Genomic DNA, 23915 nt, shown 5'->3' with positions numbered 1-23915 from the left:
TTTTGTCTTTTCTGAAAAAAGGGCAGCCGCAGAAAAAATATGATAAAACGAGAAATCGCTCACGTATAAACGCAAACGTTTACAACACCTTCGGTCAGACAATCATGATCCCACAGATTTCGCAGGCACCGGGCCTCGTTCAACTGGTGCTGACGTTCCTTGAGTCGCTGAAAGAGCAGGGTTTTACCGGCGACATGGCGACCAGCTATGCCGATCGTCTTTCACTCTCCACCGATAACAGCATCTATCAATTGTTGCCCGACGCGGCGCTCTTTCCGCGTTCGACGGCGGACGTTGCGCTGCTCGCCCGCGTGGCCGGAGAAGCACGCTTTGCCAGCCTGGTATTTACCCCGCGCGGCGGCGGCACTGGCACTAACGGTCAGTCACTGAATCAGGGCATTGTGGTGGACATGTCGCGCTACATGAACCGCATCCTGGAGATCAATACCGATGAGGGCTGGGTGCGGGTCGAAGCTGGCGTCATCAAAGATCAGCTGAATGCCTGGCTGAAGCCTTTCGGCTTTTTCTTTTCGCCTGAACTGTCCACCAGTAACCGCGCCACGCTGGGCGGCATGATCAATACCGACGCGTCGGGTCAGGGTTCGCTGGTCTATGGTAAAACCTCAGACCATGTACTGGGCCTGCGCGCCGTGCTGCTGGGCGGCGATATTCTTGATACGCGACCAATGGCCACCGCGCTGGCTGAAACGCTGGCGCAGACGGCAACCCCCGAAGGCCGTATTTATCAGCAGGTGCTGACGCGATGCCGCGAGCACCGGGATCTGATTCTGGAAAAGTTTCCCAGGCTGAATCGCTTCCTTACCGGGTACGACCTGCGCCACGTCTTCAGCGACGATATGCAAACCTTCGACCTGACGCGCCTGCTCTGTGGTGCCGAGGGCACGCTGGCTTTTGTTACTGAGGCATGTCTCGATATCACCCCGCTGCCGAAAGTGCGGCGGCTGGTAAACATTAAATATGACTCCTTCGATTCCGCCCTGCGTAACGCACCCTTTATGGTGGACGCGCAGGCGCTGTCAGTTGAGACCGTTGACTCCAAAGTGCTGAACCTGGCGCGGGAAGATATCGTGTGGCACTCGGTGCGTGAATTGATTGCTGACGTACCCGATAAAGAGATGCTGGGTCTGAACATCGTTGAGTTCGCCGGTGATAACGCCGCACTCATCGATCAGCAGATCGAAAAACTGTGTGCCCGGCTTGATGCGCTGATGCAGCAGCAGCAGGGCGGCGTGATTGGCTATCAGTTCTGTAACGATTTGGCGGGCATTGAGCGCATCTATAACATGCGTAAAAAAGCGGTGGGCCTGCTGGGAAATGCTAAAGGCCGGGCTAAGCCGATTCCGTTTGTCGAAGATACCGCCGTTCCGCCGGAAAAACTGGCGGACTACATTGTCGAGTTTCGCGCGCTGCTCGACAGCCACGGCCTGAGCTACGGCATGTTTGGTCACGTCGATGCAGGCGTACTGCACGTGCGTCCGGCGCTGGATATGTGCGATCCGCAGCAGGAGATGATGATGAAACAGATCTCCGACGAAGTGGTGGCGCTGACCGCGCGCTATGGCGGCCTGCTGTGGGGCGAACATGGTAAAGGGTTCCGCGCCCAGTACAGTCCGGCATTCTTCGGCGAGACCCTTTTTAATGAGTTGCGCCGCATCAAAGCGGCCTTTGACCCGCTTAACCGCCTGAATCCGGGTAAAATCTGTACGCCCTTTAACAGCAACGACGAAATGATGCAGGTCGATGCGGTGAAGCGCGGAACATACGATCGGCAGATTCCGTTAACGGTCCGGGATGAATGGCGTGGAGCGATGGAGTGTAACGGCAACGGGTTATGTTTCAATTTTGATGCCCGCAGCCCGATGTGCCCGTCAATGAAGATCACCCGCAACCGTATTCACTCGCCAAAAGGGCGGGCAACGCTGACGCGGGAGTGGCTGCGACTTCTGGCCGGGCAGGGCGTCGATCCGCTGGCACTGGAAAAGCAGCTGCCGGAAAACAGCCTGTCGCTACGCGGGCTGATCGCCCGTACCCGCAACAGCTGGCACGCCAGTAAAGGGGAGTATGACTTCTCGCACGAGGTGAAAGAGGCGATGTCCGGCTGTCTGGCCTGTAAAGCCTGCTCCACCCAGTGTCCGATTAAAATTGACGTGCCCGCATTCCGCTCGCGCTTTCTGCAACTCTATCACACCCGTTATCTGCGCCCGGTCAGCGATCACCTGGTGGCGGCGGTCGAAGGCTATGCGCCTCTGATGGCGAAGGCGCCAAAAATATTTAACTTTTTCCTGCGCCAGCCGTGGGTGAAAGAGTTAAGCAAAACACATATCGGCATGGTCGATCTGCCACTGCTTTCGTCTCCTAACCTGAAACAGCAGCTCAGTGGCCATCCCGCCATGAACATGACGCTGGAACAACTGGAAGGACTGTCAGCCACGGAGCGCGCCAGCTGTGTGCTGGTGGTACAGGATCCCTTTACCAGCTTCTATGAGGCACAGCTGGTTAACGATTTTGTCAGGCTGATTGAGAAGCTGGGGCATCGCCCGGTGCTGCTGCCTTTCTCGCCAAACGGTAAAGCGCAGCACGTGAAAGGCTTCCTGCAACGTTTCGCCCGCACGGCAGCCCGTACCGCCGATTTTCTTAATCGGGTCGCCAAACTGGAACTGCCGATGGTGGGCGTCGATCCGGCTACCGTGCTCTGCTATCGCGATGAGTATCGTCAGACGCTGGGTGAATCGCGCGGCGACTTCAGCGTATTGCTGGTGCATGAATGGTTAGAGCGTGCTGTGGCAGAACGTGAGGTGCAGGCCACGGCCGGGGAGTCCTGGTATCTGTTTGCGCACTGCACCGAGGTAACCGCGCTGCCTTCAGCGCCCACCCAGTGGCAGGCGATTTTCTCCCGTTTTGGCGCAAAGCTGGAGAACATCAATGTAGGTTGCTGCGGCATGGCGGGCACGTATGGGCACGAAAGTCAGAACCTTGAAAACTCGCTGGGGATCTATGCGCTCTCCTGGCATCCGCAGCTTCAGCGACTGCCGCGCCAGCGCTGTCTGGCCACCGGCTATTCATGCCGCAGCCAGGTCAAGCGTGTGGAAGGCAACGGCATGCGCCATCCGCTTCAGGCATTGTTAACGCTAATGTAAAAAAATTGTGCGCGACGTCACGCCGTGGCTGGATTAGAATATCCAGCCTGCGTGACGCACGAAGTCACTTTGCAGCACGGTGGCTTTGTTCCACTCTCCGACCATGGCCAGTTGATGGCAGAGGCGGGTCAGGGACAATCGCGCCAGTTGATAGGCCTGAAGGCGAAACAGGCGATCGCGATCGTTGTTTCCCATCTCCTGCACCAGCCGGTGATGCAGTTTACCCATCGCATGAAGGTAACTCTGGTCGTCACCGTTCAACTGGCAGACTTCTGCCATATCCTGACAGGCATCGTTAAACTGACGCAGCTGATGAATCGTGCAGTCGGCCCGGTCGAGTTTTGCCTGCGCCATATAAAAGTCGACGGTGATATCACGCACCGAAAACTGGTATTCGTCGATTTTATGCTGCAGCCAGGCGGAGACAGAAAGCATCATGGCGTCACCCTGAATGTTAATGATAATAATTATCATATTCATCCATGCCGGGATTGCAATTGCAGGACAGAAAAATTTATCGATTTATCCTGCCTGTCGGTATAATCGGAAATAACAATCTGTTTACATCGGAGAAAGGCGTAACCTATCAATAAGCATTTTTATCAAAAATGGTTATTTCAAATAGAGTGATTTATTAATAGGTTATCACTGGCTTATTGAGGCTGACTCTGTTCACGCAGGATGAACGGAAGCAGCTATGCTTAATAATTGAGCAAATAAAACAGCACAAGATGATTATCCCTGCAAAACAAGAGGTTGAAGTGATTGGTCAGATCACTACCATAGGGGGATAGCCTGAAAAGGTCCGGACTCAAGAGGTATCAACATGGCATCTGTTAATACAGACTCTTTCTCACCCGACGATTTTGTCTGGAAAGGTCTGACGCTGACTGAAACCGCAGCGCAACAAATTCTCAATCTGGCGGCTCAGGACCCTGAAGTCAAGGGTCTGCGTCTGGGCGTAAAACAATCCGGCTGTGCCGGGTTCGGCTACGTCATGGATCTGGTGAAAGAACCCGTCGAAGACGATCTGCAGTTCTCATTCCACGGCGCAACGCTGTTTGTGCCGCTACAGGCGATGCCATTCGTTGATGGCACTGAACTGGATTATGTTCGTGAAGGCCTGAATCAGATTTTTAAATTCAATAACCCTAAAGCTCAGCACGCCTGCGGGTGCGGTGAGAGCTTTGGCGTCGAGTAAGTGAAATATGTCACGACACAGCGAAACATCTGACGATGTACAAATCTGGGAAGGCAAGCTCAACTACAAAGAGGGCTTCTTTACCCAACTGCAGACCGAAGAATTTGCCAACGGCATCAATGAAGATGTGGTGCGGGCGATCTCGGCCAAGCGTAACGAGCCAGAGTGGATGCTGGAGTTTCGTCTTAAAGCATTTCGTGCCTGGCTTGAAATGGAAGAGCCACACTGGCTGAAAGCCCACTACGAAAAACTCGACTATCAGGATTACAGCTACTACTCCGCGCCCTCCTGCGGTAACTGCGATGACACCTGTGCCTCAGAGCCGGGTGTGACCCAGGCTTCCGGCAGCGCGCCAGCCAGCGACTACCTGACGCAGGAAGTGGAGAACGCCTTTAATCAGCTGGGTGTGCCTGTACGTGAAGGGCGAGAAGTGGCGGTTGACGCCATTTTTGACTCCGTTTCGGTGGCAACCACCTATCGCGGCAAGCTGGCGGAGCAGGGGATTATCTTCTGTTCATTCGGCGAAGCGATTCAGGAACACCCGGAGCTGGTGAAGCAGTATCTCGGTACGGTGGTTCCGGCTAACGATAATTTCTTTGCGGCACTGAACTCGGCGGTCGCCTCTGACGGCACCTTCGTTTATATCCCGAAAGGGGTTCGCTGCCCGATGGAGCTGTCGACCTATTTCCGCATCAACGCGGCGAAAACCGGTCAGTTTGAACGCACCATCCTGATTGCCGACGAAGACAGCTACGTCAGCTATATCGAAGGTTGTTCAGCCCCCGTGCGTGATAGCTATCAGCTGCATGCCGCCGTGGTGGAAGTGATCATCCATAAAAATGCTGAAGTGAAATATTCGACCGTTCAGAACTGGTTCCCTGGCGGCGAAGGCGAGGGCGGTATCCTCAACTTCGTGACCAAGCGTGCGCTGTGTGAAGGTGACCACAGCAAGATGTCCTGGACCCAGTCTGAAACCGGTTCAGCGATCACCTGGAAATACCCGAGCTGCATTCTGCGCGGGGACTACTCGGTAGGTGAGTTCTATTCGGTGGCACTGACCAGCGGTCGTCAGCAGGCCGATACCGGCACCAAGATGATCCACATTGGTAAAAACACCAAATCGACCATTATCTCTAAAGGGATTTCGGCCGGTAAAAGTCAGAACACTTATCGTGGTCTGGTGAAAATCATGCCAACTGCCACCAATGCCCGTAACTTTACGCAGTGTGACTCAATGCTGATTGGCCCTGATTGCGGCGCACATACCTTCCCGTATGTCGAAACCCGCAACAATACCGCCCAGCTTGAGCATGAAGCCACGACCTCACGTATCGGCGAAGATCAGATGTTCTACTGTCTGCAACGCGGTATCAGTGAAGAAGACGCCATCTCGATGATCGTGAACGGCTTCTGTAAAGACGTATTCTCGGAGCTGCCACTGGAATTTGCTGTGGAAGCCCAGAAATTGTTAGCCATCAGCCTTGAGCACAGTGTGGGCTGATGCCGTCACACGCCTTGCCGGAAGCAATGTGAAGGAATAAGAATGTTAAGCATTAAAGATTTGCAGGTCAGTGTTGAAGATAAAGCCATTCTGCGTGGCCTGAATCTCGAAATTAAACCGGGCGAAGTGCATGCCATCATGGGGCCTAACGGCTCCGGTAAAAGTACGCTGTCAGCGACGCTGGCAGGCCGTGAAGATTATGAAGTGACCGGCGGTTCAGTCAGCTTCAAAGGTAAAGATCTGCTGGAACTGGCCCCTGAAGAGCGTGCCGGTGAAGGCATCTTTATGGCCTTCCAGTATCCGGTAGAGATTCCGGGCGTCAGCAACCAGTTCTTCCTGCAAACCTCGGTCAACGCGGTACGTAAATATCGTCAGCAGGACGAGCTGGATCGCTTTGATTTCCAGGACTTCATTGAAGAGAAAATTCATCTGCTGAAGATGCCGGAAGATCTGCTGACCCGTTCCGTTAACGTTGGCTTCTCCGGTGGTGAGAAGAAGCGTAACGACATTCTGCAGATGGCGGCGCTTGAACCTGAGCTTTGCATCCTGGATGAAACTGACTCTGGTCTGGATATCGATGCGCTGAAAATCGTCGCGAATGGCGTAAACAGCCTGCGTGATGAGAAACGTGCCTTTATCATCGTGACCCACTACCAGCGTATTCTGGATTACATCAAGCCAGACTTCGTTCATGTTCTGTATCAGGGCAAAATCGTGAAATCTGGCGACTTCTCGCTGGTGAAACAGCTGGAGGAGCAAGGTTATGGCTGGCTTACCGACGAAGAGTGATTCTGCGCTGCAACAGTGGCATCACCTGTTTGAATCGCGCGGTGACGTGCGCTCTTTACAGGCACAGCAGCACTGGCAGCAACTGATGCGTGTTGGTCTGCCAACCCGCAAGCATGAAAACTGGAAGTACACGCCGCTGGACACGCTGCTGTCCCAGCAGTTTGTGCTGCCCGATGCGCCGCAGACCCTGAGCGCTGAACAGGTTGATGCACTGGCCCTGCCGCTGGATGCAATCCGTCTGGTGTATGTGGATGGTCAGTTCCAACCCGCCTTCAGCAGCCGCGACGTCGAACTGTTTGAGGTTCAGCACAGCGTGGCCGCCGAGCGCCGTCCGCTGCCCGCTGCGGTTCAGCCGGAAGTCTTCCTGCATCTGACCGAGAGCCTGGCAGAGGAGGTGACGACCCTGCGTCTGGCACGCGGTAAAGCCGCTGCCCGTCCGGTCTATCTGCTGCATATCACCAGCGGTCAGCAGACGGGCATGAACACCGTTCATTATCGCCATCATCTGCAGCTGGAAGAGAGTGCCGAAGCGGAAGTCATTGAGCACTACGTCTCTCTGGATGAGCGCGCCCATTTCACCGGCACGCGCTTTACCTTTGCGATTGGTGACAATGCGAAACTGACTCACACCAAGCTCGCCTTTGAAAGCAGCGCCAGCTATCACTTTGCGCATAACGATCTGGTGATTGGCAACGATGGCCAGGTCAGCAGCACCAGCTTCCTGCTGGGTGCGGGCCTGTCGCGTCACAACACCAGTACTCAGCTGAATGGCGAAAATACCACGCTGGCAATTAACAGCCTGGTACTGCCGGTGAAACAGGAAGTGGCGGATACCCGTACTTACCTGGAGCACAACAAAGGCCACTGTGTCAGCCGCCAGATGCATAAAACCATCGTGCGTGACAAAGGGCGTGCGGTGTTTAACGGTCACATCAAAGTGGCACAGCATGCGCTGAAGACCGACGGGCAGATGACCAATAACAACCTGTTACTGGGCAAGCTTTCTGAAGTCGACACCAAACCGCAGCTCGAAATTTACGCGGATGACGTTAAATGCAGCCACGGTGCTACCATTGGTCGTATCGACGATGAGCAGATGTTCTATCTGCGTTCTCGCGGTATTGAGCAGGATGCGGCGCAGACCATGATTATTCATGCGTTTGCAGCCGAACTCACCGAGACACTTGAAAATGAAGTGATGCGTCAGGCCGTACTGCAGCGTATCGCACAACGTTTTCCCGGAGGCGACGTATGATGAACTTCGATCTCGAACGCATCAGGGCTGATTTTCCTATCCTGAAGCGTGAGGTCAACGGTCATCCGCTGGCCTATCTTGACAGTGCAGCCAGCGCACAGCGTCCCCTGTCGGTGATTAACGCCGAGAGTCATTTCTATCAGCACGGCTATGCGGCCGTGCATCGTGGTATCCATACGCTGAGCCAGCAGGCGACCAGCGATATGGAGAACGTGCGCGATCAGGCTGCCCGTTTCATTAATGCCGGGTCCCAGGAAGAGATTATCTTCGTTAAAGGCACCACCGAAGGCATCAACCTGGTGGCGAATACCTGGGGCAGCAGTAACCTCAGGTCTGGCGACAACCTGATCATCACGGAGATGGAGCATCACGCCAACATCGTGCCGTGGCAGATGCTGGCGCAGCGTACCGGCGCAGAAGTGCGTGTGCTGCCCTTAAATGACAACGGTGAACTGGCGCTGGAGCAACTGGCGGGGCTGATCGACAGCCGCACGCGGTTGCTGGCCGTGACGCACGTGTCAAACGTGCTCGGCACCGTTAACCCGGTTAAAGCCATCGTTGCCCAGGCAAAAGCCGCTGGCGTGATTACGCTGGTGGATGGCGCGCAGGCCGTGATGCATGACAAAGTGGATGTGCAGGATATCGGCTGCGACTTCTACGTCTTCTCCAGCCATAAACTCTACGGTCCGAATGGCGTCGGTATTCTCTATGGGCGCAAAGCGCTGCTGGATGAGATGCCACCGTGGGAAGGCGGCGGTTCGATGATCGGTCAGGTCATGTTGCCCACCGGCACCACCTGGAATAGTGCGCCGTGGCGTTTTGAAGCAGGCACACCGAACACCGGGGGCATTATCGGCTTTGGCGCGGCGATGGCCTATGTGCAAGCCCTGGGGCTGGATACCATTCATCAGCGCGAGACGGCACTGATGAACTATGCGCTTGATAAGCTGGGCACCGTTCCGGATATTCAGATCTACGGCCCGCAGTCACGTGCCGGGGTTATTGCCTTCAACCTGGGCAAACATCATGCCTTTGATGTCGGCAGTTTCCTGGATCAATACGGTATTGCCATTCGCACCGGACATCACTGTGCGATGCCGCTGATGCAGCACTACAATGTCCCGGCGATGTGCCGTGCCTCCTTCACCTTCTATAACAGTGAAGAGGAAGTGGATCGTCTGGCTGCCGGTTTGACGCGTATTCATCGTCTGCTGGGCGGCTGAACAGTTTTAACGGAGTCACTGATGGCGAATTTGCCTGAAAAAGAGAAACTGGTTCGCAATTTCAACCGTTGCGCTAACTGGGAAGAGAAGTACCTCTACATTATCGAACTGGGTTCAAAGCTTCCGGAATCTTCTGAAACATTACACCAGCCGGAAAACGCGATTTCGGGTTGTCAGAGTCAGGTGTGGATCAGAATGACCCCGCAGGCAGATGGCACCATCACATTTGAAGGTGACAGCGATGCCGCTATCGTTAAAGGTCTGATTGCTATTGTATTTAGTCTCTATCAGAACCTGCCACCCGCCGAAATTCTGGCGCTGGATGTGCGCCACTGGTTTGGCGAACTGGCCCTGGTGCAGCACCTGACGCCCACCCGGTCGCAGGGGCTGGAGGCGATGATTCGGTCTATTCGCCATACCGCTCAGAACCTCAGCTAAGTTACACTCGACAGACGCCATCCGGCGTCTGTTTTTTTATCTGACGAGAAGATTGCATGAAACCTGCTTTACGTTTAGCCGGTGCATTGCTGCTGACCTGCTTTGGGCTCTCTGCACCCGCATTCGCCACCGAATACCCGCTGCCACCGCCTGACAGTCGCCTGATTGGCGAAAACGTTCTGACTCAGGTTCCTGATGATAAACAACCCCTGGAATCAATCGCGGCCCGCTACCAGGTCGGGCTACTGGGCATGCTGGAGGCGAATCCCGGGACCGATCCCTGGTTGCCCAAAGTGGGTACCCAGCTGACGGTGCCGCTGCAGATGATCCTGCCTGATACGCCGCGCGAAGGGATTGTGGTGAATCTGGCCGAACTGCGTCTCTACTACTATCCCAAAGGGGAAGATAAGGTCATCGTCTATCCTATCGGCATTGGTCAACTGGGGGCGGCAACACCAGTCATGGTGACGCAGATCAGCCAGAAAATCCCGAATCCCACCTGGACGCCCACCCCGAACATCCGCAAGCGTTACGCCAAAGAGGGCATTACATTACCTGGCGTGGTACCCGCTGGACCGGATAACCCGATGGGGCAGTTTGCCATGCGTCTGGCGCGTGGCACCGGCCAGTATCTGATCCACGGTACCAATGCGAAGTTTGGCATCGGCATGCGGGTCAGTTCAGGCTGCATCCGTCTGCGTTCTGAGGACATAGAAGCGCTGTTTAACGCAGCCCCAAAAGGGACGCGGGTTCAGATCATCAATCAGCCGGTGAAGTATGCTGTGGAGCCGGATGGGAAACGCTACGTGGAAGTGCATCAGCCGCTGTCCCGTAATGATAAAGACGATCCGCAGACTATGCCCATTGCGATCGGCAGTGACCTGAAGAAATTCATGAAGAGTGAGAAGAGTGATAGCGCGCTGATTAAAGCCAGCTTAACGCGACGCTCAGGCATGCCTGTACTGGTCAGCAGTGGCGAGCCGGTGCAGAGTGATACCGTGCCGCCTGCGGGGTTGGAGAGTGCCTCTGCGGGCGCGAATAGCCCGGATGGGCAGGCCGAAGGTAAAGCTGCGCAGCCCTGAAAGGATGAGTGCCTGAAAGGGCACTGAATTTTGCGCAAAAAAAATGGCACCTTAAAGGCGCCATTTTTAAACCAGAACTCTTACTTACGGTAAGAGTGAGCCTGGTTGTCCAGACGCTGGTTAGCGCGAGCTGCGTCATCTTTAGCAGCCTGAACGTCTGAACGCACTGCGTTCACGTCGTTGCTCAGCTGGTCAACTTTAGCGTTCAGAGTCTGAACGTCTGAAGACAGCTGGTCGATTTTAGCGTTGCTTGAGCAACCAGCCAGCAGAGTTGAAGCCAGAACTACCGCGCCCAGTACCAGTTTAGTACGATTCATTATTTATACCCTCTAGATTGAGTTAATCTCCATGTAGCGTTACAAGTATTACACAAAGCTTTTTAAGTTGAGAATAAATTTTTGATGAGAAGATGCTTAAATTTGATCGTTCGCTCAAAGAAGCAGCGAATCCCAGAATATGATAAAAAAATTTAGCGAAAACAGAGAGATTTAATCGGATTAACCTTAATATTAAGAGTATTTGAATAGTTATTTTCGATTGGAATTTTCCGGGATTTGGTTTAAGCAGAAATAAAAAAAGCGCCTCGTTAAGGCGCTTTAAAATAATGGCAAAAAAGAGTTTTACAGTACGTGTACAGAGGCGGTGTTGGTAGTTCCGCTTGGTACTAATGCACCTGATACCAGCACCACAACATCACCTTTCTGACCATAACCACTTTCCAGCGCCGCTTCTTTACCCAGACGATAGAAATCATCGGTTGAGGCGATTTCAGTGACCAGACGCGTCTCAATCCCTTTGCTCAGGATCAGCTGACGTGCGGTGGTCTGATTGGTCGTCAGTGCCAGAATGGTGGCGTTCGGGAAATATTTACGTACGGCTTTAGCAGACTTACCGCCTTCGGTCGCGACCACAATCAGTGGTGCTTCCAGCTTCTCAGCTGTCTCTACCGCACCACGGCAGACTGCTTCAGTGATACGCAGTTTGCGGGTGTCGCTCTGGCTGTCAATGCGTGACTTCATGACGCGGTCGGTACGCTCACAGATGGTCGCCATGATGGTGACCGACTCCAGCGGATAACGACCCTTAGCGCTCTCACCAGACAGCATGACTGCATCGGTACCGTCGAGGATGGCGTTCGCCACATCACCGGCTTCTGCGCGGGTAGGGCGCGGGTTCTTGATCATTGAATCAAGCATCTGCGTCGCGGTGATTACCACTTTGCGTGCTTTATTACATTTTTTGATCATCATCTTCTGCGCGAAGATCACTTCTTCAACCGGGATCTCAACACCCAGGTCACCACGCGCAACCATGATGCCGTCAGACGCTTCGAGGATTTCGTCGAAGTTATTCAGGCCTTCCTGGTTTTCGATTTTAGAGATGATCTGGATATGCTCGCCGCCGTGCTGTTTCAGGTGCTCACGAATTTCCAGCACGTCTGAACGCTTGCGGATGAACGAGGCGGCAACAAAGTCTACGCCCTGCTCACAACCAAAAATCAGGTCGCGCTTGTCTTTTTCAGCCAGTGCAGGCAGCTGGATGGAGACGCCTGGCAGGTTAACGCCTTTGTTCTCACCCAGATCGCCATTGTTCAGGACTTTACACACGACGGTATTTTCGGTGACTTCGGTCACTTCCATGCCAATCAGGCCATCATCGACCAGCACGGTGTTACCAATTTTCAGGTCGGCTGTGAAACCCGGGTAGGTCACCGCAACGCGCTCGCTGTTGCCGATCACACTCTGGTCGGTGGTGAAGGTAAAGGTCTGGCCTGCTTTCAGCGCCGCATCGTTGCCGCCTTCCAGCTTCATGGTGCGGATTTCAGGGCCTTTGGTGTCCAGCAGGATAGCCGCCTGACGACCGGTTTTTTGCATGACAGCACGCATATTAGTAATGCGTTGACCATGCTCGGCGTAGTCGCCGTGAGAGAAGTTAAGACGCATAACATTCATGCCCGCTTCAAGCAGTTGAGTCAGCATCTCTTCGGATTCGGTTTTCGGGCCGATTGTACAAACGATTTTAGTCTTTTTCATGACGGATTTTCTGTAAGTTGTGATGGATGAATAAGGGCGAAATCCGATGGCAGCGCATCGAAGTGAAAATTCTGATTGAGACTGAAATGGGCAGTACTGAGTAAGAATAGGTGACGAAGGCCAGGCGTGCAGGGAAGTTGTGCGGTTACGGTTGGTAACCACCACGCTGTTGTTGCGCAAATCATTTGAGTTATCGCAGTAAGCACGTGATCGCTGAAACCTTTCAAGTAAGCAACGCGGGACAGTATAGACGCTAAGTATGCGAAAACCAATCAAAAAGCAGAAGGGGAAGCGATGCAGATCAATAAAAGGGAGAGTTGCGCAAGCTGAATAAATTCTGAAAGTGGTGCGCTCTAATGGACTCGAACCATCGACCCCCACCATGTCAAGGTGGTGCTCTAACCAACTGAGCTAAGAGCGCATACTGAATATTGGTGCGTCCGAGTGGACTCGAACCACCGACCCCCACCATGTCAAGGTGGTGCTCTAACCAACTGAGCTACGGACGCACTTGGTGCGCTCTAATGGACTCGAACCATCGACCCCCACCATGTCAAGGTGGTGCTCTAACCAACTGAGCTAAGAGCGCAACACGCTGTCAGGGCGACAGCGGGGACGAATATTAACGGCAGCGCAGAAGCCTGGCAAGGGGAAAATAGTTTTTTCGCCATGACTGAGCAGCAACTGTGCTAACCGTCGTTTTTTTCGTCATTGCGGGCCATAAATAGCCCGCTTTTACGGTTATCGCGCCGCGCGCGCCAGGATGATTTCCGCAGGTGACCGCTGTAAGCGTCTGATGCGCCAGATCATCATGACCGCCGCCGAGGTCAGACCGATAATAAAGCCGCACCAGAAGCCCGCAGGCCCCATCCGGGGCACCAGCCAGTCGGTCAGCGCCAGCAGATAGCCAGCGGGCAGTCCCAGCAGCCAGTAAGCGATAAAAGTAATAAAGAAAATCGAGCGCGTATCTTTATAGCCCCGCAGGATCCCGCTGCCAATCACCTGTATCGAGTCCGAGAACTGATAAATCGCTGCCAGCAGCATCAACTGCGCTGCCAGTGTGACCACTTCGGGGTTGTCGTTATAGAGCAGGGCAATCTGATGACGAAACGTCACGGTAAAAATGGCGGTCAGCGCTGCCATGCTGATGCCCACACCCTGGGCGGTCCAGGCGGCGACTTTTGCCTGCTCGGTAGAGCCCTGGCCCAGACGATAACCGACACGGATGGTGGTCGCCACACCCAGCGACAGCGGCATCACGAACATCAGTGAACTGAAATTCAGGGCAATCTGGTGGCCAGCCACGTCAACGATGCCCAATGGCGACACCAGCAGAGCCACAACGGCAAACAGCGTGACTTCAAAGAACAACGCCAGTGCTACCGGCAATCCCAGCGTCATGAGACGGCTCAGAATCGGACGCGAAGGCGGCGACCAGCGACTCTCCATCCGGATATCGCGCATGCTGCCCATCCGGCGTACCCAGAAGCGCATGCAGATAAACATCACCCAGTAGACCGATGCCGTTGCCACGCCGCAGCCGACACCACCCAACGCGGGCATGCCGAAGTGGCCGTAGATAAAGACATAGTTCAACGGGATGTTAAACATCAGGCCCAGAAAGCCCAGCACCATGCCGGGTTTGGTTTTCGACAGCCCCTCGCACTGATTTCGCAGCACCTGAAAGAAGAGATAGCCTGGCGCGCCGAACAGCAGGGCGTGCAGATAGCCCTCGGCTTTAAGCGCCAGCGCGGGATCGATGTCATGCATCGCCCGGATAAGATAACCGGCGTGCCACAGCAGCACCATAATCAGCAGCGAGACAAAAAAGGCGAGCCAGTAGCCCTGGCGGATCTGTTCGCCGATGCGTTCGCGGCGGCCTGAACCGTTGAGTTGCGCAACGGTGGGCGTCAATGCAAGCAGAAGACCATGACCAAACAGGATGGCCGGAAGCCAGACAGAGGTGCCGACAGCAACGGCGGCCATATCCGTGGCGCTGACTGCGCCGGCCATAATGGTATCCACAAATCCCATTGCGGTTTGGGCCACCTGAGCAAGGATGACCGGAATCGCAAGGGCCAGCAATTGACGCGCTTCTGTTAAATACTTCTGCACGTTAACACCTGACTTATTAAATGAATTAAAAGGGCAGAAAAGCCCTGGGAATAGCGCGAACCAGTGTAACCGGGGTAACAGAATTCGCCAATCTTTGTCACACAATGCGTTTTGAACCCCATTAATGGGGTGAGGTGGGGTGAAATCTATCAGCCGACCGGAGCTGTGATAAACTAGCGTAAACTTCGCAGAGGCAAAGACTATGTTTACCGGTATTGTGCAGGGCACCGCAGAAATCGTGTCCATTGAAGAAAAAGAATTGTTTCGTACCCACATTGTCCGACTGCCGGAAGAGCTCCTGCCGGGCCTGGCGCTGGGCGCATCCGTAGCCCATAACGGGTGCTGCCTGACCGTGACGGCAATCGAAGGTGACCGCGTCAGTTTCGATTTAATTAAAGAGACATTGCGCGTGACTAACCTTGGCGATTTACGCCAGGGCGATGTGGTGAATATTGAGCGTGCAGCGAAATTCAGCGACGAAATAGGCGGTCATCTGATGTCAGGTCATATTATGACCACCGCTGAAATCTGCAAGATTATCCAGTCAGAACACAATCGCGAAGTCTGGTTTAAAATCCAGGATCCGATGCAGATGAAATATATTCTGCATAAAGGTTTCGTCGGCATCGACGGTATCAGTCTGACGGTAGGTGATGTGACGAAGACCAAATTCTGCGTCTATCTGATTCCGGAAACGCTGGAGCGCACGACTCTGGGCGCGAAGACCTTTGGCGACCGGGTCAACATTGAGATCGATCCGCATACACAGGCAATCGTAGAGACCGTTGAGCGGGTGTTAGCCCAGCGCGATGCCGCGGCGGCAATGAGTATGCTGACCGGGCAGCCTGCCGCCGAGAGTTAATAACCCGCAAAGACTGCTGGAAAGCCAAATCGTGTGATTCTGGCAGCGGTATAATAGCCCGAAGCGCAGGGAACACAGTCAGAAGAGGAAAGCGTTCCGCAACTGGGACAAAAACGCCGGGAGCGTTTTTGAACAACGCAACGTGTTGGCCCGGCAACGGGCGCACCTCAGGGATGAGGTGCGTAATCGCGCGGGCCGAGCATGTCAGGGATGACGGGTTTTGCGACTTTCCGATCTGACTGTGTTCCCTGCGCAGTTCCATTCTCAAAACAGGCCAGTTTTTTAAAACCTTCAGCACGGGATCACCCTCTTAACAAACTGACACTCCCTACCGCGCCACCCGTAATCCACCCTCAACACCGCGACTGAACACAATCTGCCACAGCTGAATATCACGCGCGCGGAAGGCACCCGCACAGGCATTGAGATAATAGGAGAACATCCGCTTAAAGCGTTCGCCATAGTTATCGGCCAGCTCCGGCCAGGCCTGCAAAAAGCGCTCATGCCAGGCCATCAGCGTTTTGTCGTAATCGGCACCAAAGTTATGCCAGTCTTCCAGGATAAAATGCGGCTCGCTGGCATCCGCCACGTGACGCACTGAAGGCAGGCAGCCGTTGGGGAAGATATATTTGTCGATCCAGGGATCGACGCTCATATCGGTTTTAATTGCGCCAATGGTGTGAAGCAGGAAAATACCGTCAGGTTTTAAATTACGATCAACCACATCAAAATAGGTGGCGTAATTCTTCGGCCCGACATGCTCGAACATGCCTACTGAAACGATGCGATCAAACTGCTCATTCAGATCGCGATAATCCTGCAACAGAATCGTGACGTCTAATCCGCTACAGCGCTGCTGCGCCAGTTTCTGTTGTTCGGCGGAAATCGTCACGCCATGCACGTTAACGCCATAATGACGTGCGGCAAATTCCGCGAGTCCGCCCCAGCCACAGCCGATATCCAGCAGCGACATTCCGGGTTTCAGCGCTAATTTACGGCAAATCATATCCAGCTTGGCTTCCTGCGCCGTCGCCAGGGTCGTGGCCTCTTTCCAGTAGCCACAGGAATATTGCATATAGGGGTCAAGCATCAGTGAAAAGAGATCGTTACCCAGGTCGTAATGCTCTTTACCGACAATCCAGGCCCGCTTTTTCGACTGCAGATTGGTTAAGCGGGCAGCGGCAATGCGCAGCGTATCTTTAAAGTGATGCGGGAGTTGCTGATCGAGTTTATGTTTCAGCACCTGATGGAAGAAAATATCCAGCCGATCGCACTCCCACCAGCCATCCATATAGCTCTCACCGAGCCCAAGCGATCCCTCCTGCAGAACACGCTTAAAAAAGCCGGGATGATTAATATGAATATCCCAGGGACGTGAACCATTAATTTCAATATCCGCTTTTTCCAGCATCTCGTGGACGATGCGATACCAATGGTTTTCTTCAGGGCTCACTGCTTCTGCATAAGATGAACTCATAGCTTTTCCACCACCTGTCCAATCTGAACCTGAACAAAGAGTAGTCAATTTCGTCAGGCATTGAGAAACGGTACGGATGACTCCGCACACCGGTTGACTGTGTGATACAGAGGACTGGACTAGCCTGCAGCAGGTCGGTCTGGGTAAGAATAACGCGCGCGAATACCGTCCCGGCAACAGGGTGCCAATCAGATTATTACGTTATTATATTGTTGATTTATTACAGATTTGTTGACCCGGATGAGTATATGCTCACGCGGGTCAATATTCAATGACTTATTGTTAGGAGGCTAACGAAAAAGTCAGTGTGTCACTGATTATCCTGGCAGGCAGGTTGCGCGGAGGCAACAACAGTTTGTGCGCTTGCGGTACGCTGCATGGCGTAACCCACCAGCGCCAGCAGAATCGTCACCGTCATCATCAGCGTAGTGGTAAACAGTGCATGCGTTAATCCGGCAGAGACTGCCAGGCTTGCAGCGAAGCAGAGTCCTAGCTGTAAAGTGTTCTGCAATGCGGCCGCTTTACCGGTGGCGTGCGGGAAGGGTGTCAGCGCACTGGAAACCACAATTGGATAGATCGCACCGTTAGCCAGCGCCATACCGCAGAACGGCACCATCAGGCTCACCAGCGTGCTGCCGCCTGACAGCGCGACGGCAAACAGCGCCAGAATGCTCAGGCTGTAAATGCCCAGCAGCCACGGTAACAGCTGAGCGCCATTAAAGCGGTTGAGCAGGGCGCGACAGCCGAATCCACCAATCAAAAAGGCGAACGTCTGGGGCACATAACTCAGACCGATATCGGCGGGTGAAAGGCCCAGATCCGCCAGAATAAACGGCGAGCCGGTCAGCCAGGCAAAAAAACTGGCTGAACAGGCGGAGTAGATCAGCACGTTGCCGCTGTAAACCCGTGATTTCAGCAGGGTGAAAAATCCGGGCTGGGTGCCTTTCTCGCGTGCTTCCTGGCGTACGGTGGGCAGGCGCAGCGTGGTCAGAATCAACGCCACCGCAATCAGCGTCAGCACCAGGAAAATCGAACGCCAGTGGAAATGGCCGATGAGCCAGGCACCCAGCAACGGGGCCAGCGCCGGGGAGAGCGCAACCAGCGGCATAATCGTGGCAAAGACTTTGTTAGCGCGCGCGGCAGGATAGCGATCCACTACCAGTGCCTGCCAGCTCACGGCCGCAGCACAGACGCCAATCGCCTGCACAAAGCGCAGCGCCAGCATCAGAGTGGTATCATTCACCCACAGCATGCCCGCACAGCCGATGCCAAACATGGCCAGTCCGGCCAGCAGCACCGGTTTACGTCCAATGCGATCGGAAAGCGGTCCCCAGAAGAGCTGCCCACAGGCGAAACCCGCCAGAAAGAGACTCATACTGGCGCTGATCAGGCCCGGCGAGGTATTAAACGTTTGCTGCATCGCACCAAAGGCGGGCAGATACATATCTGTGGCTAAAAAGCCGAGCATGCTCAGCAGGGCAAGGTAGGGCATAAATCCTTTATTCGACAACATCTCATTCTCATTTTTGCAGGATGAACGCGGCAGAGTGTAAAAGGTGCGTTTGCCGCTGTGAAACGGTAATATTTGCCGATTGCTGTTAAAATTTTTGAAGGCAGATTATGTGGTCAGAATATGCATTAGAGGTCGTTGACGCGGTCGCCCGCGGGGGCAGCTTCAGCGCCGCTGCTCAGGAGCTGCATCGGGTGCCCTCTGCCATCAGCTACACGGTGCGTCAGCTGGAGAACTGGCTGGCAGTGCCACTGTTCGAACGCCAGCATCGCGAAGTGGTGCTGACGCCAGCAGGCGAACATTTTGTCCGGGAAGGGCGCAGCGTCATCAAAAAAATGCTTGCCACCCGGCGGCAGTGTCAGCAGCTGGCCAATGGCTGGCGCGGGCAGCTCAGCATTGCCGTTGACCGCATCGCCAAACCTCAGCGCACCCGGCAGCTTGTTAAAGATTTTTATCGCCACTTTCCCGATATGGAACTGATCATCAGCTATGAAGTTTTTAACGGCGTCTGGGATGCACTGGCCGATGGCCGGGTGGAAGTTGCGATTGGGGCCACCCAGGCGATTCCGGTAGGCGGACGGTTTGCATTTCGAGATATGGGTACGCTCAACTGGCGCTGCGTGGTCGCGCCCGATCATCCTCTGACTCAGGCGAACCAGATCGATGATGACACGCTGCGTAGCTGGCCGTCACTGGTGCTGGAAGATACATCACGCGCACTGCCGCGTCGTATGACATGGACGCTGGATAACCAGCGCAGGCTGGTGGTGCCGGAGTGGCAAACCGGACTGGAGTGCGTGCAGGCAGGCTTGTGTGTGGCGATGGTGCCGGGTCATCTGGCCAGACCACTGCTCGACAGCGGCGAGCTGGTCGAACTGACGCTGCCGGTGGCATTTCCGGATAGCCCTTGTTGCGTCAGCTGGGCAGAGGATCGCGCATCACCGGCGACAGGCTGGTTGCTCAGCTATCTGGGTGATGCGCAAACGCTTAATCAGGAGTGGTTAAGCGAGGATTAGCGGCGATAGTCGCGGAACGGACCATCCGCCACTGAACGGCGCTCAATCAGCGTCGGATGGACTTCAATCGTTTGAGACACTTCACGCTTACTGGTGATGCGGTCAAGCAGCATATCCAGCGCTTTCTCACCCAGCTGGGCTTTTGGCTGATGCACCGTGGTCAGGGCAGGGGCGAAATAGCGGGCGTTGCGCACATTGTCATAGCCGATGACCGAAATATCCTGCGGCACGCGCAGACCCATCTCGTCGGCGGCGCAAATGGCCCCCATCGCCATGATATCACCGCCGCAGAACACCGCCGTCGGGCGCTGCTTCTGCGACAGGATCTGCTGCATCGCCTGATAGCCCGACTCCGGCTCAAAGTCACCCTGTACAATCCACTCGGCACGCGGCTGAATACCCGCTTCTTCCAGTGCCTTTAGGAAACCGGCATGGCGTCCACCGCCGGTGTTACGCTCCATCTGACCGGGGATAGCACCAATATCACGGTGTCCGCGTTCAATCAGATAGCGTCCCGCCAGATAGCCGCCCTGGAAAGCATTATCCAGCACCGTGTCAGTAAAGTCGGCGCGCGATTCGCCCCAGTCCATCACCACCATCGGGATATTGCGGTTCTCTTCCAGCATCTGCAGCAGATCGTCCGGATACTCAGAGCACATCACCAGCAGACCATCGACGCGCTTCTGCGCCATCATGCTGAGGTAGGCGCGCTGTTTTTGCAGATCGTTATGCGCATTACCCAGAATCAGCGTATAGCCTTTGTCAAAACAGTGGTTTTCAACCGCTTCAATAATTTCAGCGAAATAGGGCGCTTCGCTGGAGGTGGCAAGCAGGCCCAGCGTTTTGGTGTGGTTTACTTTCAGGCTGCGCGCCACAGCACTTGGCGAGTAGTGCAGTTCCTTAATTGCCTGCCAGACCGCCTCGCGTGTTTCTTCAGCGACAAAGCGGGTTTTATTGATGACGTGCGAAACGGTGGTCGTTGAGACGCCAGCGCGTTTCGCCACATCTTTAATTGTTGCCATGAAAATCGGACTCCAGTGCTTACCTAACTCTATGATAAGCGTAATGTTAAACGTTTGCGTCTGCTCAGGGTTTTTTCCGCAAAAATGCGGCTTTTCTGGCCGGTAAACAGGCCGCTGGCGGAGAAAAAACGCCAGAAAAGATGCGCAAACGGAATCAGGGTTGCGCGCGTTGCGCAACAAAGGCGGGATTCTAACAAGGCTGAACGGATAAAACGAGATTTTTACCGGACCCTGTGGGAAAATGCCATATCCCTGCAAAGTGTGTGACTAAGGAGCAAGCAATGAGTACCGATTTGAAACTGGCTTTGATGACCACTGTCGGCTGTCTGCTGATGATTGTGGCCTTTAGTTTTACTGCCATTCTGCACTAATAAAAAAAGCCGGGATTATCCCGGCTTTTTTCTGACTGTTCTGCTGCTCAGCGTATCGTTTTCGGCGTCATCACCCGACGGGCACCAATATAGTGGCGCTGCCAGTAATCTTCCCCTAATGCACTGATCTGAATATCTTTGCCGGTACGTGGCGACTGAATAAACTTGCCATCGCCCAAATAAACGCCGACGTGGTCCGCTGTGCCGCGGCCATTAATACGGAAGAAGACCAGATCGCCTTTCTCCAGCGACTCACGCTTGATCGGCGCGGCGTCACGCAGGTGATACATCTCGTTAGCGGTACGCGGGATCTTAAATTTCACCAGGTCTTTATAGGCATACCAGACCAGACCGCTGCAATCGAAACCGGTATGTGGAGAGGTGCCGCCCCACTGATAGGGTTTACCCAACTGCCCCATCAGCTTGGTCATTGCGGTCTCACGCGCCTTCTGATAGCGCTGGCGGTGGGATTTGCTCATTTTAATCGTGCCTGGCTCGCGGGTGGTGACCTCAGCGGTTTTCAGCTGGCGCTGATGCCCATAGCGTTTCTTCTCTTTATTTTTTTCTTTGCTTTTGCTGATACGGGCGGTTTTGAGCGAGGTCTTCTTAGCAGGCGTCTGTTTAGCAGTGAGTTCGACTTTTTTTTGTTTTTTCGTTTTAAGTTTTTGGTCAGGGCTGAGACGAGTTTTTTTCGTCACCGTTTTTACCGGGCGACGCTTGCGGCGTTCATCGTCGCGCGCACTCTTTTTCTCTGCTTTATGCGTATTGACGTTCACCGGCGCGTGAGGCGACGCAGCGGCGATGTTGAAAAACAGTTGCGCAAAGGCCAGCATAAAAAGCGTAATGATTAAACGCATAGTCCATTAATTAGTTAAGTTGTCAGGGCCACTACGCACCGCGACAAAGTTGAGATTAATCTGATCCAGGATCAGTGCCCAGGCCATTCTAGTCCAGTTCGCTTAAAAACTGTAATGCCTTTTAATGTTAATCTTTGCAGCCCACGTGATTGCACTGAAAATGAACATTTTCAGCATGTTATACCAACGGAATTATTACGAATTATTAAACTGTTACCAGCTGTTAATACCTGAAATTAAATGTCCTGCGCACGGGACTTAACAATGATGGTCATTTAATCGGGCAGGGAGCAAAATCTCATTTTCAGTCACGCTGCGAAGTCGCTACAATAAACAAACACGAAGTAACGAATTAAGGAAGGCAATTATGAGTACTGTAGAAAAAATTCAGCGCCAGATCGCAGAAAACCCGATCCTGCTGTACATGAAAGGTTCCCCGAAACTGCCAAGCTGCGGTTTCTCTGCACAGGCGGTGCAGGCGCTGTCAGCCTGCGGTGAGCGTTTTGCTTACGTGGATATTCTGCAGAACCCGGACATTCGTGCCGAGATGCCGAAATACGCTAACTGGCCGACCTTCCCGCAGCTATGGGTGGATGGTGAACTGGTTGGTGGATGCGACATCATCGTCGAGATGTTACAGCGTGGTGAACTGCAGTCGCTGATCAAAGAGACCGCAGAAAAATTTAAAGAAGCAGAATAAAAAAAGGCCGACATTATGTCGGCCTCTTTCATTGTGGCATCCCTTATGCGGATGTCGTGGCGTCTGCGTCGCCCCCGGCGAAGGGCAGAGGCCAGCCACCTAACCGTTTCCAGCGGTTCACCAGCTCGCAGAACAGTGTCGCCGTCTGCTGAGTGTCATAGAGCGCTGAATGCGCCTGCGTACTGTCAAACTCCATTCCCGCCGCAATACAGGCTTTCGCCAGCACCGTCTGACCCAGCACCAGTCCGCTCAGCGCTGCGGTATCAAAGGTGGCAAACGGGTGAAACGGATTGCGCTTCAGGCTGGCACGTTCTGCTGCCGCTGACATAAAGTTCAGATCAAACGTGGCATTGTGCGCCACCATAATGGCGCGATTGCAGCCGCTATCTTTAATACCCTTGCGCACCATTTTGAAAATGGCGTGCAGCGCCTCATATTCACTCACCGCGCCGCGCAGCGGATTACTCGGATCGATACCGGTAAAGGCCAGCGCTTCCGGATGCAGCAGCGAGCCGACAAAGGGTTCGACGTTGAAATGCAGCGTCTGGTCAATCTGAATCCATCCCTCTTCATCCATTTTCAGCGTGATAGCGGCAATCTCCAGTAACGCATCGGTTTGCGCGTTGAAACCAGCGGTTTCAACGTCGATCACCACCGGATAGAAGCCACGGAAACGTTGATTGAGTGCATTAGGGGAATTCGATTCAGACATCAGGATCTCGTTGCAGAAAAAGGGCAGCGCGTATTATGGCAAAAAACGGGGACGGGTGCAGCAGATGAAGCGCAGAGAAAGGGATTCAGCCCACCGGGTCAGGCGGGCTGAGGGGCAGGTTTAGTTGCCCAGGCCGTTACCGGCATCTTTGTTCTCGATCAGCTCGATTTTGTAGCCATCGGGATCTTCAACAAAGGCAATAATGGTGGAGCCGCCTTTAACCGGGCCCGCTTCACGGGTCACATTGCCGCCATCTTTGCGGATACGTTCACAGGCTGCTGCTGCGTCATCGACGCCCAGCGCGATGTGACCATAAGCATCGCCGAGGTCATATTTATCAACGCCCCAGTTGTAGGTCAGCTCGATCACCGCACCTTCGCTTTCGTCGGTGTAGCCTACGAACGCCAGGGTATATTTATATTCGGTGTTTTCGCTCTGACGTAGCACGCGCATGCCCAGCACACGGGTGTAGAAATCGATTGAACGTTGCAGATCGCCAACGCGCAGCATGGTATGAAGTAAACGCATAACATCCTCTTTTAAATAAAACGCCATCGCCGGATGACCCAGGCGCTAAGTATAGCGATGAAAAT

At 54.1% G+C, this 23915-nt stretch carries 22 protein-coding genes and 3 tRNA genes; 12 read left to right on the top strand and 13 right to left on the bottom strand.

The features are described 5' to 3' along the window. Window positions 1-104: 104 nt before the first annotated feature. Window positions 105-3158, top strand: a complete 3054-nt coding sequence (locus IV493_RS09645) for an FAD-binding and (Fe-S)-binding domain-containing protein (RefSeq protein ID WP_195857047.1) — start codon at window positions 105-107, stop codon at window positions 3156-3158. Window positions 3159-3191: 33 nt separating this feature from the next. Here the strand turns inward: IV493_RS09645 and IV493_RS09640 are convergent, their stop codons facing one another. Next, window positions 3192-3596: a hypothetical protein gene (locus IV493_RS09640; protein ID WP_013357695.1), complete on the bottom strand. Its 405-nt coding sequence runs from the start codon at window positions 3594-3596 to the stop codon at window positions 3192-3194. A gap of 388 nt (window positions 3597-3984) precedes the next feature. Here IV493_RS09640 and sufA point away from each other — a divergent pair, with 388 nt between their 5' ends. Genes sufA through IV493_RS09605 form a run of 7 tightly spaced genes read left to right on the top strand, consistent with a single transcriptional unit; the run spans window position 3985 to window position 10647 of the window. After that, the gene (gene sufA / locus IV493_RS09635) at window positions 3985-4359 is read left to right on the top strand and encodes a Fe-S cluster assembly scaffold SufA (protein ID WP_003853229.1); all 375 of its coding nucleotides are present in this window, start codon (window positions 3985-3987) and stop codon (window positions 4357-4359) included. Window positions 4360-4366: 7 nt separating this feature from the next. Then, on the top strand, window positions 4367-5860 hold the full coding sequence (gene sufB, locus IV493_RS09630; protein ID WP_013357696.1) for a Fe-S cluster assembly protein SufB: 1494 nt from the start codon (window positions 4367-4369) through the stop codon (window positions 5858-5860). Between the two features lie 42 nt (window positions 5861-5902). Continuing rightward, window positions 5903-6649: a Fe-S cluster assembly ATPase SufC gene (gene sufC / locus IV493_RS09625; protein WP_013357697.1), complete on the top strand. Its 747-nt coding sequence runs from the start codon at window positions 5903-5905 to the stop codon at window positions 6647-6649. After that, the gene (gene sufD, locus IV493_RS09620; RefSeq protein ID WP_013357698.1) at window positions 6624-7904 is read left to right on the top strand and encodes a Fe-S cluster assembly protein SufD; all 1281 of its coding nucleotides are present in this window, start codon (window positions 6624-6626) and stop codon (window positions 7902-7904) included. Before sufC ends, sufD begins: the two co-directional genes overlap by 26 nt. Continuing rightward, entirely contained in the window at window positions 7904-9127 is a 1224-nt protein-coding gene (sufS, locus tag IV493_RS09615) for a cysteine desulfurase SufS (RefSeq protein ID WP_041457209.1), read from the top strand. Before sufD ends, sufS begins: the two co-directional genes overlap by 1 nt. Before the next feature lie 21 nt (window positions 9128-9148). Further along, window positions 9149-9565, top strand: a complete 417-nt coding sequence (gene sufE, locus IV493_RS09610; RefSeq protein WP_195857046.1) for a cysteine desulfuration protein SufE — start codon at window positions 9149-9151, stop codon at window positions 9563-9565. Between the two features lie 56 nt (window positions 9566-9621). Then, window positions 9622-10647: a L,D-transpeptidase family protein gene (locus tag IV493_RS09605; RefSeq protein ID WP_195857045.1), complete on the top strand. Its 1026-nt coding sequence runs from the start codon at window positions 9622-9624 to the stop codon at window positions 10645-10647. A gap of 80 nt (window positions 10648-10727) precedes the next feature. On the opposite strand, the gene IV493_RS09600 is transcribed toward IV493_RS09605, so the two are convergent. The 6 genes from IV493_RS09600 to IV493_RS09575 form a co-directional block, all read right to left on the bottom strand. Further along, window positions 10728-10964, bottom strand: coding sequence for a major outer membrane lipoprotein (locus tag IV493_RS09600; protein WP_009090492.1), 237 nt, complete (start codon window positions 10962-10964; stop codon window positions 10728-10730). A gap of 303 nt (window positions 10965-11267) precedes the next feature. Continuing rightward, window positions 11268-12680: a pyruvate kinase PykF gene (pykF, locus tag IV493_RS09595; protein ID WP_013357702.1), complete on the bottom strand. Its 1413-nt coding sequence runs from the start codon at window positions 12678-12680 to the stop codon at window positions 11268-11270. A 344-nt stretch (window positions 12681-13024) separates the two neighbouring features. Next, window positions 13025-13101, bottom strand: a tRNA-Val gene (locus IV493_RS09590). Between the two features lie 11 nt (window positions 13102-13112). Then, window positions 13113-13189: transfer RNA gene (locus IV493_RS09585), tRNA-Val, on the bottom strand. Between the two features lie 3 nt (window positions 13190-13192). Further along, window positions 13193-13269: transfer RNA gene (locus tag IV493_RS09580), tRNA-Val, on the bottom strand. 152 nt (window positions 13270-13421) lie between these two features. After that, window positions 13422-14795 carry an MATE family efflux transporter gene (locus IV493_RS09575; protein ID WP_195857044.1) on the bottom strand — a complete coding sequence of 458 codons (1374 nt, stop codon included), beginning with the start codon at window positions 14793-14795 and terminating at the stop codon, window positions 13422-13424. 202 nt (window positions 14796-14997) lie between these two features. Here IV493_RS09575 and IV493_RS09570 point away from each other — a divergent pair, with 202 nt between their 5' ends. After that, on the top strand, window positions 14998-15657 hold the full coding sequence (locus IV493_RS09570; protein WP_195857043.1) for a riboflavin synthase subunit alpha: 660 nt from the start codon (window positions 14998-15000) through the stop codon (window positions 15655-15657). 328 nt (window positions 15658-15985) lie between these two features. Here IV493_RS09570 and cfa read toward each other — a convergent pair whose 3' ends face one another. Together cfa and punC are read right to left on the bottom strand one after the other, a co-directional pair. Further along, entirely contained in the window at window positions 15986-17134 is a 1149-nt protein-coding gene (cfa, locus tag IV493_RS09565) for a cyclopropane fatty acyl phospholipid synthase (RefSeq protein WP_195857042.1), read from the bottom strand. A 310-nt stretch (window positions 17135-17444) separates the two neighbouring features. Then, on the bottom strand, window positions 17445-18647 hold the full coding sequence (gene punC / locus IV493_RS09560) for a purine nucleoside transporter PunC (RefSeq protein WP_013357706.1): 1203 nt from the start codon (window positions 18645-18647) through the stop codon (window positions 17445-17447). Window positions 18648-18754: 107 nt separating this feature from the next. Here punC and punR point away from each other — a divergent pair, with 107 nt between their 5' ends. After that, entirely contained in the window at window positions 18755-19660 is a 906-nt protein-coding gene (gene punR / locus IV493_RS09555) for a DNA-binding transcriptional activator PunR (protein WP_013357707.1), read from the top strand. Here the strand turns inward: punR and purR are convergent. Then, window positions 19657-20682, bottom strand: coding sequence for an HTH-type transcriptional repressor PurR (gene purR, locus IV493_RS09550; RefSeq protein WP_013357708.1), 1026 nt, complete (start codon window positions 20680-20682; stop codon window positions 19657-19659). The genes punR and purR overlap by 4 nt on opposite strands. Window positions 20683-20963: 281 nt before the next feature. Here purR and IV493_RS09545 point away from each other — a divergent pair, with 281 nt between their 5' ends. Further along, a complete protein-coding gene (locus IV493_RS09545; protein WP_095707274.1) occupies window positions 20964-21053 on the top strand; it encodes a YnhF family membrane protein in 90 nt (29 codons plus the stop codon). Window positions 21054-21100: 47 nt separating this feature from the next. Here IV493_RS09545 and IV493_RS09540 read toward each other — a convergent pair whose 3' ends face one another. Then, window positions 21101-21910 (bottom strand): C40 family peptidase, encoded by an 810-nt coding sequence (locus tag IV493_RS09540; RefSeq protein WP_013357710.1) that lies wholly within the window; start codon window positions 21908-21910, stop codon window positions 21101-21103. 364 nt (window positions 21911-22274) lie between these two features. On the opposite strand from IV493_RS09540, the gene IV493_RS09535 reads away from it, so the two are divergent. Continuing rightward, window positions 22275-22610, top strand: a complete 336-nt coding sequence (locus IV493_RS09535) for a Grx4 family monothiol glutaredoxin (protein ID WP_195858170.1) — start codon at window positions 22275-22277, stop codon at window positions 22608-22610. 43 nt (window positions 22611-22653) lie between these two features. On the opposite strand, the gene rnt is transcribed toward IV493_RS09535, so the two are convergent. Both rnt and gloA read right to left on the bottom strand, forming a co-directional pair. Then, window positions 22654-23322, bottom strand: coding sequence for a ribonuclease T (gene rnt / locus IV493_RS09530; protein WP_013357711.1), 669 nt, complete (start codon window positions 23320-23322; stop codon window positions 22654-22656). 120 nt (window positions 23323-23442) lie between these two features. Next, window positions 23443-23850: a lactoylglutathione lyase gene (gene gloA / locus IV493_RS09525; protein ID WP_010245580.1), complete on the bottom strand. Its 408-nt coding sequence runs from the start codon at window positions 23848-23850 to the stop codon at window positions 23443-23445. Between the last annotated feature and the right edge of the window lie 65 nt (window positions 23851-23915).

The organism is Pantoea sp. SM3640, assembly GCF_015654165.1.
GTDB classification, from domain to species: domain Bacteria; phylum Pseudomonadota; class Gammaproteobacteria; order Enterobacterales; family Enterobacteriaceae; genus Pantoea; species Pantoea vagans.
The sequence above is the reverse complement of the archived record's forward strand: the minus strand, read 5'-3'. Positions and strand labels throughout refer to the sequence as shown.

Excerpts from the sequence above, each read along its gene's own strand:
- punR (WP_013357707.1), top strand. The coding sequence starts at position 18,755 with ATGTGGTCAGAATATGCATTAGAGGTCGTTGACGCGGTCGCCCGCGGG.
- IV493_RS09540 (WP_013357710.1), bottom strand. The coding sequence starts at position 21,910 with ATGCGTTTAATCATTACGCTTTTTATGCTGGCCTTTGCGCAACTGTTT.
- IV493_RS09570 (WP_195857043.1), top strand. The coding sequence starts at position 14,998 with ATGTTTACCGGTATTGTGCAGGGCACCGCAGAAATCGTGTCCATTGAA.
- sufS (WP_041457209.1), top strand. The coding sequence starts at position 7,904 with ATGAACTTCGATCTCGAACGCATCAGGGCTGATTTTCCTATCCTGAAG.
- sufC (WP_013357697.1), top strand. The coding sequence starts at position 5,903 with ATGTTAAGCATTAAAGATTTGCAGGTCAGTGTTGAAGATAAAGCCATT.
- IV493_RS09545 (WP_095707274.1), top strand. The coding sequence starts at position 20,964 with ATGAGTACCGATTTGAAACTGGCTTTGATGACCACTGTCGGCTGTCTG.
- punC (WP_013357706.1), bottom strand. The coding sequence starts at position 18,647 with ATGTTGTCGAATAAAGGATTTATGCCCTACCTTGCCCTGCTGAGCATG.
- purR (WP_013357708.1), bottom strand. The coding sequence starts at position 20,682 with ATGGCAACAATTAAAGATGTGGCGAAACGCGCTGGCGTCTCAACGACC.
- IV493_RS09600 (WP_009090492.1), bottom strand. The coding sequence starts at position 10,964 with ATGAATCGTACTAAACTGGTACTGGGCGCGGTAGTTCTGGCTTCAACT.
- pykF (WP_013357702.1), bottom strand. The coding sequence starts at position 12,680 with ATGAAAAAGACTAAAATCGTTTGTACAATCGGCCCGAAAACCGAATCC.
- IV493_RS09640 (WP_013357695.1), bottom strand. The coding sequence starts at position 3,596 with ATGATGCTTTCTGTCTCCGCCTGGCTGCAGCATAAAATCGACGAATAC.
- sufA (WP_003853229.1), top strand. The coding sequence starts at position 3,985 with ATGGCATCTGTTAATACAGACTCTTTCTCACCCGACGATTTTGTCTGG.
- IV493_RS09605 (WP_195857045.1), top strand. The coding sequence starts at position 9,622 with ATGAAACCTGCTTTACGTTTAGCCGGTGCATTGCTGCTGACCTGCTTT.
- sufE (WP_195857046.1), top strand. The coding sequence starts at position 9,149 with ATGGCGAATTTGCCTGAAAAAGAGAAACTGGTTCGCAATTTCAACCGT.
- rnt (WP_013357711.1), bottom strand. The coding sequence starts at position 23,322 with ATGTCTGAATCGAATTCCCCTAATGCACTCAATCAACGTTTCCGTGGC.
- cfa (WP_195857042.1), bottom strand. The coding sequence starts at position 17,134 with ATGAGTTCATCTTATGCAGAAGCAGTGAGCCCTGAAGAAAACCATTGG.
- IV493_RS09645 (WP_195857047.1), top strand. The coding sequence starts at position 105 with ATGATCCCACAGATTTCGCAGGCACCGGGCCTCGTTCAACTGGTGCTG.
- gloA (WP_010245580.1), bottom strand. The coding sequence starts at position 23,850 with ATGCGTTTACTTCATACCATGCTGCGCGTTGGCGATCTGCAACGTTCA.
- sufB (WP_013357696.1), top strand. The coding sequence starts at position 4,367 with ATGTCACGACACAGCGAAACATCTGACGATGTACAAATCTGGGAAGGC.
- sufD (WP_013357698.1), top strand. The coding sequence starts at position 6,624 with ATGGCTGGCTTACCGACGAAGAGTGATTCTGCGCTGCAACAGTGGCAT.